The 228-nt window shown below is 56.1% G+C and carries 1 pseudogene; it reads left to right on the top strand.

Features of this window, described 5'->3' with window-relative positions:
* Positions 1-228 (top strand): annotated as a pseudogene (locus FNJ47_RS49190) (IS701 family transposase); the annotation flags it as partial.

Genomic DNA, 228 nt, shown 5'->3' with positions numbered 1-228 from the left:
CACTAGCCGCCACCATCAAGGCAAGATGGATTTGTGAGCAGGCGCATCAGCAGTTGAAGGAGGAACTCGGACTTGATCACTTCGAGGGGCGATCATGGAAGGGTCTTCATCGTCACGCCCTGATGACTATGATTGCTTACGCCTTCCTGCAACACCGTCGCCTCGCACACGCGGCGCGGAAAAAAAAGAATCAACGGGCCTCCGCCTCAACCAACCATGCCCGCAGTA

The organism is Bradyrhizobium uaiense (assembly GCF_010811875.1).
Taxonomy (GTDB): domain Bacteria; phylum Pseudomonadota; class Alphaproteobacteria; order Rhizobiales; family Xanthobacteraceae; genus Bradyrhizobium; species Bradyrhizobium uaiense.
Note: the sequence above shows the minus strand (reverse complement) of the source record. Positions and strands in the feature narration are given on the sequence as shown.